At 38.1% G+C, this 6,793-nt stretch carries 10 protein-coding genes and 1 pseudogene; 10 read left to right on the top strand and 1 reads right to left on the bottom strand.

The genetic code is table 11. The features are described from left to right. The 3 genes from FAR12_RS22980 to FAR12_RS22970 all read left to right on the top strand — a co-directional run. Positions 1-306, top strand: a 306-nt coding sequence (locus FAR12_RS22980) for a Ger(x)C family spore germination protein (protein WP_126411070.1), incomplete at its 5' end; no start/stop codon positions are given. A 407-nt stretch (positions 307-713) separates the two neighbouring features. Next, complete coding sequence (locus FAR12_RS22975; RefSeq protein WP_042977813.1) at positions 714-920, top strand: YuzF family protein; 207 nt, start codon at positions 714-716, stop codon at positions 918-920. A gap of 68 nt (positions 921-988) precedes the next feature. Further along, on the top strand, positions 989-1,879 hold the full coding sequence (locus FAR12_RS22970; protein ID WP_041054396.1) for a manganese catalase family protein: 891 nt from the start codon (positions 989-991) through the stop codon (positions 1,877-1,879). A gap of 187 nt (positions 1,880-2,066) precedes the next feature. On the opposite strand, the gene FAR12_RS22965 is transcribed toward FAR12_RS22970, so the two are convergent. Next, entirely contained in the window at positions 2,067-2,423 is a 357-nt protein-coding gene (locus FAR12_RS22965; protein ID WP_126411069.1) for a molybdopterin-binding protein, read from the bottom strand. A gap of 138 nt (positions 2,424-2,561) precedes the next feature. Between FAR12_RS22965 and FAR12_RS22960 the strand changes: the two genes are divergently transcribed. The 7 genes and pseudogenes from FAR12_RS22960 (at position 2,562) to FAR12_RS22930 (ending at position 6,290) form a co-directional block, all read left to right on the top strand. After that, entirely contained in the window at positions 2,562-2,768 is a 207-nt protein-coding gene (locus tag FAR12_RS22960; protein ID WP_009336488.1) for a DUF1657 domain-containing protein, read from the top strand. Positions 2,769-2,850: 82 nt separating this feature from the next. Then, positions 2,851-3,324: a YhcN/YlaJ family sporulation lipoprotein gene (locus tag FAR12_RS22955; protein ID WP_009336487.1), complete on the top strand. Its 474-nt coding sequence runs from the start codon at positions 2,851-2,853 to the stop codon at positions 3,322-3,324. A gap of 17 nt (positions 3,325-3,341) precedes the next feature. Then, positions 3,342-3,816, top strand: a pseudogene (spoVAC, locus tag FAR12_RS22950) (stage V sporulation protein AC). Beyond that, complete coding sequence (spoVAD, locus tag FAR12_RS22945) at positions 3,816-4,835, top strand: stage V sporulation protein AD (protein WP_013352386.1); 1,020 nt, start codon at positions 3,816-3,818, stop codon at positions 4,833-4,835. The pseudogene spoVAC and the gene spoVAD overlap by 1 nt, the downstream one beginning before the upstream one ends. Further along, on the top strand, positions 4,832-5,182 hold the full coding sequence (gene spoVAE / locus FAR12_RS22940; RefSeq protein ID WP_009336484.1) for a stage V sporulation protein AE: 351 nt from the start codon (positions 4,832-4,834) through the stop codon (positions 5,180-5,182). Before spoVAD ends, spoVAE begins: the two co-directional genes overlap by 4 nt. 11 nt (positions 5,183-5,193) lie before the next feature. After that, positions 5,194-5,400 carry a DUF1657 domain-containing protein gene (locus tag FAR12_RS22935; protein ID WP_009336483.1) on the top strand — a complete coding sequence of 69 codons (207 nt, stop codon included), beginning with the start codon at positions 5,194-5,196 and terminating at the stop codon, positions 5,398-5,400. Between the two features lie 29 nt (positions 5,401-5,429). Next, entirely contained in the window at positions 5,430-6,290 is an 861-nt protein-coding gene (locus FAR12_RS22930) for a DUF421 domain-containing protein (RefSeq protein ID WP_126411068.1), read from the top strand. Positions 6,291-6,793: the final 503 nt, after the last annotated feature.

Here is a 6,793-nt window from a genome sequence, read left to right as displayed (position 1 = left end):
GCCAAGCTGGAGGGACAGCAAAAAGCGGAGCAGCCCCCGGTTTGGGTGGGCAAAGGCGAAGGTTCCTCGTTTACGGAGGCGGCAAATGATTTGTACAGTACATCACAACAACGCTTAAACTTGGGACAAATCTCTGCCATTTTGTTCAGCGAGAGATTGATGAAGGAAAACAAAGTCGGAGAAGTGCTGGAATTGATCAACCGTTATCGTGAAATAAGGTACTTGGCCTGGCTGTTTAGCACAAGAGAGCCTCCTGAAGAAATCTTGCTGGCAACCCCATTTTTTAGATTTTCGCCAAATGCATAAAAATAGTTGTTTACTTTTATGCGTTCAAACAGTTGATTTATCAACCTTATGGTAAAAGCAAACGACTTTATTGTAATAAAACAAACCGATTAGTAAACAACTTTATTGGTAAGGAAAGAACTTTATTGTCACTCAACAGTTTCGTCATGTTAAATTTTGCCTAGCGTATGTTTTGCGCTTTTTGTTGGTAGGACCCCGTGTTTAAAAGTTAAACAAGGATTAAGATTGAGACGCCCTGACACTATTTCATAGGTGTTTTTATTTTGGATTCAGAATCTGGGTTTATTTTTCTAATGAAAGAATGGATGTCTGAATAAATCCGAAAACCAACATTCCAATTGGACAAATGCACATTTTTACTTCCTTGCATATACTGCTATGGGCTTCATGAAAGGAGTGTGTTGAAAATGAGTGAAAAATGGAAACTTAGTGATCCGTATGTTTATCAAGCTTTAATGGGACTTCACAATCAATCCCTTGCTGTTCAAACGACCCACGGCTCTGTACGAGGTGTATTACGAGAGGTCATGCCTGATCATATCGTCATCATGATGGGCGGGACACCATTCTATGTACGTACAGCACAAATAATTTGGTTTCATCCGACGATGTGAGAATAAGCCAAGCTCCATCCAACATATGATGAAAATGATTATTGTTTACGGATGGAGGTGTAAAGCTTATGATGAAACGCGTGAATAAAATTGCCATTGAGTTACCATATCCAGAACATGGCGATATGAATGCTGCTGCAGCTGTACAAGAATTAATGGGTGGAAAATTCGGTGAGATGTCCACCTTAAACAATTACATGTTTCAATCCTTTAATTTCCGCGGTAAAAAAAAGCTAAAGCCCTTTTATGATTTAATTGCAAGTATTACAGCGGAGGAATTTGGCCATGTTGAATTAGTAGCGAATGCAATTAATCTGCTCTCGATTGGCAATACCATTCCTGGCAATCCTGATACCGCCCCACTGCAAAATGGAAAGGATGCCCGTTATTCTACACATTTTACAACCACTGCTCAAACAGCTTTTCCAGGTGACGGGATGGGAAGACCGTGGAATGGGTCGTATGTAAATAACAGTGGAACGCTCGTTGAAGATCTACTCGCCAATTATTTATTGGAAATCGGTGCTAGAAACCACAAAATGCGTGTGTATGAAATGACGACCCATCCGACTGCCTTAGAGATGACCGGATACTTGCTTGTCAGAGGTGGGACTCATATTATTGCCTATGCAAAAGCACTAGAAGTAGCTACAGGTGTGGATGTGGGTAAAATGCTTCCAGTTCCAAGTTTGGATAATAATAAGTTTGATTATGCCAAAAAGTTTATGGATCAAGGATTGTACAATGTGTTGTATACATGGGGAGAAGCGGATTATCGTGATATCAACCAAATTTGGAAAGGTGCAAACCCAGAAACAGGTGAAAGGCTGCATGTAATTGACGGAATGCCTGAAGGTGCGCCTGTACCCGATTTTCCAGAACTTCCAGAGCAATTCGCTCCAGGGATTGATTTGGATGATTACTATCGTATTTTAAAACGTTTAAAAAGCAATATGTAAACTTTAATAAAGAGCCACTGTAATTAATCATAATTACAATGGCTTGTTTTTCTTTCTGCCTTAAATAAAGGTAAGTTAATCAAGGGTGCATGCTGTACACCTTAAGACAGTCGCATTATCCGATATTTAGGTCTGGACTAGGTATTCTATACAACATTCTCTTCTTTATTTAGCTTTCTATTCAATCTTAAATTTCATCAATTGCATTATAACCGTAACCTTTTCTATTCCAGAAAGGTAGGGTTGGTTGAGTTCTATCATAAGAATCAGTAGCTTTTGTCATAATCTTATATTCACCTTTGTCCAGTAAAGTCCACTCATAAGACCAAGATTGCCACCCATAACCAGCATTTTTAGCTGACTCTAACATTGCATTTAGCCAAGTAATCCCACCGTCGATACTTATCTCCAACTTTGTAATAAAGCCTTTACCTGCCCAAGGAATCCCTTTAATCAAATGCTTACCATTATTTAAAGTCTCCTTTAATGAAAAGTTATAAGAGCTATTGCTGTCAACGAGAAATAGAAGAAATGATGGGGATATGGAAAAGGGGTTATTATCGAAAAAATGGAGCTATACGTCAAAAATAATTTAGATTTAAATTTCCCAAAAATCATTGAATAAAAAATTCTCCATAAAGCAAAATAAAAGAGTAAAAAAAAATTCAAAGAGGAAATTATCATGACAGTAATAAATGACGTTAAAACAGCTCTAGCAGGATTGAAAAGTGCTCAAGCAAGTTTTGAAACATTTGCTCTTGGTACAGATAATCAACAAGCTAAGCAACTTTACCAAGATGCAGCTAAGCAAACCCAATCCGTTGTAGACAGCATTGAACCACGTGTTCAACAAATCGAACAAGAAGAACCTCAATACAAACAACAGTAATTAGTAAGGCGAAAAAAGGTTGGCCTCTTAACCAACCTTTTTTCAGCTGTTCAAATAATGGAAAAACATGGAGGTGATTTTTTTGAAAGATAAAATAACCACATTGAAAAACCTACTTTTTATTATAATGGTCATTGGTTTCGCATCAGGATGTAATGGTAATCAAAATGAATTTATTCAAGGTAATAGTACTTTTGGTATTTCACAAGTACATACAAGTAAGCCAATTGATCAATCCGTTGCCAATCATGCGAAAGAAAAGATAATTGCCAAGGAAGATATTACAGACGTAAAAGCTGTGAATACTGATAAAGAGCTTATGGCAGCGATTAAAGTTGAGAATTTTGATCGATTTCGATTAAAGAGTATCGAGAAGTCAGTAAAATCCGACTTAGAAAAAAAATATCCCGACTATAAAGTTTTTGTTTCGACTGATAAAAAAATATTCTGGGAACTTGAAAAGGTCGAGCAAAGACTGAAAAAAAACGATATGAATAAGAAGAACTTAAAAAATGATTTGAACAAACTGAAAAGTCTTATGAAGGAACAAACCTAAAGAGGAAGGATCGAGTTATGTCTAACAATCAAAAGAAACAACTTACTCCTGTGCAACAGGAATATCAAAAATTGCAAAAACAACGAGAGATCAAAAGACCGGTTGTTAAAAATTGTATTAAGGCCTTTTTAACCGGTGGACTTATTTGTTTGATTGGTCAGCTTATTTCAGACTTTTACATTTATTATTTCGATTTTACTGAGCAAACGGCCGGAAATCCGACGGTGGGTACGTTAATTTTTATTACAATGCTTCTTACTGGTTTTGGCGTATATGATCGAATGGCCCAATTTGGCTGGAACAGCTGTACCTGTAACAGGTTTTGGCAATGCGGTTATATCGCCTGCCATTGAGCATCGAACCGAAGGATTTGTACTGGGCGTAGGTGGCAACATGTTTAAATTAGCGGGGGCGGTTATTTTATTTGGTGTTTTTTCTGCTTTTGTCATTGCCTTAATTAAAACCACTTTAATCCAGTGGGGTGGTTTATAATGCTAGCAGGTCATCGTACATGGATCTTCGAACAAAAGCCTGTCATTATCTCCACTGGAACCGTTGGTGGACCATTTGAAGCCAATGGTGCTATCCCAGATGATTTCGATACTCTTCATGCTGATTTATGGCTTGGGCAGGATTCCTATGAGAAAGCACATAAAATCCTTTTTGAAGAGGCTTGCCAAAAAGCCATGGAAAAAGGGGGCATACAAAAGGATCAAGTTCAATTTATCCTAGCTGGGGACTTAATCAATCAAATCACCCCAACAAGTTTCGCTAGCAGAACGATTGGAGCGCCTTATTTTGGCTTATTCGGTGCTTGCTCTACCTCGATGGAAGGACTGGCTCTAGGTGCTTATATTGTAAATACAAAAGGAGCGAAATATTTGTTAACAGGAGCTTCCAGTCATGATACAGCTGTTGAAAAACAATTTCGGTATCCAACTGAGTATGGTGGACAAAAGCCACCTACGGCACAATGGACGGTTACTGGTGCAGGTGCAGCCCTATTAAGTGATTCTGGGGAAGGACCTCATGTCACATCTGCCACAATTGGTCGTGTAATCGATATGGGATTGACAGATCCATTTAACATGGGAGGAGCTATGGCGCCAGCTGCGGTTGATACCATTGAAGCCCATTTAAAGGAACGAAATGTTGAGCCATCTTATTACGATTTAATTGTAACCGGTGACCTTGGCCAAATCGGACAGGAAGTATCCATGGATCTATTTAAAAAGCATGGAACTCCTATTAGTGAAGAACAATACCAAGATTGTGGCCTTATGATTTATCGGGAAGGACAACCCGTTCTTGCAGGGGCAAGCGGTGCAGGCTGTTCAGCAACGGTAGTTTATGGGCATTTATTAAACCGCATGAAAAATGGTGAATTTAAACGCATGTTAGTTGTGGCTACAGGTGCTTTGCTTTCACCGTTGTCCTTTCAGCAAAATGAAACAATTCCTTGTATCGCCCATGCAGTGTCAATTGAATACGGAGGTGAACAATTAACATGATCTATTTTTGGGCTTTTGTCGTAGGCGGTTTAATTTGTATCATTGGGCAAATTATGTTTGATGTATTTAAATTGACACCAGGTCATACCTTAAGTGCTCTTGTAGTGATTGGGGCGCTTTTAGATGGATTTGGACTATACGAGCCTTTGATTGATTTTGCTGGGGCAGGGGCTACCGTTCCGATTACAAGTTTTGGGAATTCGCTTGTTCATGGTGCGATGCAGGAAGCAGAAAAACATGGGTTAGTTGGTGTACTGACAGGAATGTTTGAAGTAACTAGTTCTGGTATTTCAGCTTCCATTGTTTTCGGCATGATAGGAGCTTTAATTTTTAAGCCAAAAGGATAAGGAGAATTAGGATGACAGTAGGATCAGATGTTAAACAGTGTTTTGCCAGTCTAAAAGGGGTAGAAGCAAGTCTCTCAAGTTTAGCATTACGGACTCTTGATGATGAATCGAAGCGAACTTTGCATGAGGCTATGATGGTAGTACACGAAGTAACAAAAGATTTAAAAAAAAGAGTAGGAGAACTAGAAGGAGAGGAACTTCAGTACAAAGGTTTCTAGAAAAACTATATTTACAGGGGGTGTAAGCAGTGCCTGAATGGTTAGAGGTGGTAATACGGTCATTATTATTTGTCGTTGTCCTGTTTTTAATCACAAAATGGTTAGGGAAAAAGCAACTTTCTGAACTTTCTTTTTTTGAATATGTTGTAGGTATTACAATTGGAAGTATTGGCGCAGAAGTTATCACAGGACTTGAACGGAACATGTTTAACGGGATAATCGGAATCGTGGTCTTCGCGGCAATACCCTTTTTAGCAGGTTTGCTTTCCTTAAAAAGCAAAGGCTTTCGTGATTTTATAGAAGGAAGAGCAACTATTTTTATTAAAGATGGAAAAATTATGGAGGATAATCTAAAAAAAGAAAAATACACAACCGATGAGTTACTGGAATTGCTTCGAAAGAAGGATGTCTTTAAGGTAGCTGATGTGGAATTTGCGGTATTAGAGCCAACCGGGGATCTAAGCGTTATGCTCAAGAAAGAAAACCAACCTTTGACACCGAAAGATGTAAACTTGACTGTTGCTTCCGTTAAGGAACCTCAGACCGTCATTATGGATGGAGAAATATTAGATGAGCCTCTGTCTACAATTGGTAGAAGTCGGGGTTGGTTAAAAACCGAACTAGAAAAACAAGGGGTGACGATTGAGAATGTTTTTATTGGGCAGGTAGATTCTTACGGACAATTAACAATTGACCTTTTTGATGATAAACTCCAAGTCCCGTCCCCTCAAGAAAAGCCTTTAATACTTTCTACCATGAAAAAGTGTCAAGCTGACTTGGAATCGTTTGCCCTTGGAACGGAAGCAAAGGGAGCCAAGCAAATGTATAGCAAAAATAGTGAAAAAATACAAAAAGCCATTGATAAAGTGACCCCTATTTTAAGAGGATAATGGTGGTTTCTTTTCAGTATACCTTAGTGAAATCCATTTTCTTTCAAATAAATACCAGAGAGGTAATGAACAATTTAGTTTTGATCGAAATAATAGATGGATGTTTAGCGTAAAAATAGAGGCATGATGATTTCGTTATTAGGTTTAGGAATTGGGTCTGTTGCGATTTATGGAATGACACGCGGTAATAAAATGATAAAAACCGAACAACCGATTCTAAATAGGTTTATTAGGTTTAATAATAGTTAAATAAAATTTACATTTTGCTTAAACGATAAAAATAGATCCTAAACCTTTTATTAATTACCCTATATTTAAATAGATGGTTCAAAAACATTCCTTACACAAAAACCTTAGTCCGAAATCGGACTAAGGCCGAACTTGTTTTTGATGGCCCCAAATATCCGAAAGTTGACGGTATTGCCTGTCCAGAATTAGATGGTTATAATGTCCATATAGACATATTTCTGAACATTTCGACATATGTAATTCTGGAGAAAGGA

The organism is Bacillus yapensis (assembly GCF_005280205.1).
GTDB lineage: Bacteria > Bacillota > Bacilli > Bacillales > Cytobacillaceae > Robertmurraya > Robertmurraya yapensis.
The sequence above is the reverse complement of the archived record's forward strand: the minus strand, read 5'-3'. Positions and strand labels throughout refer to the sequence as shown.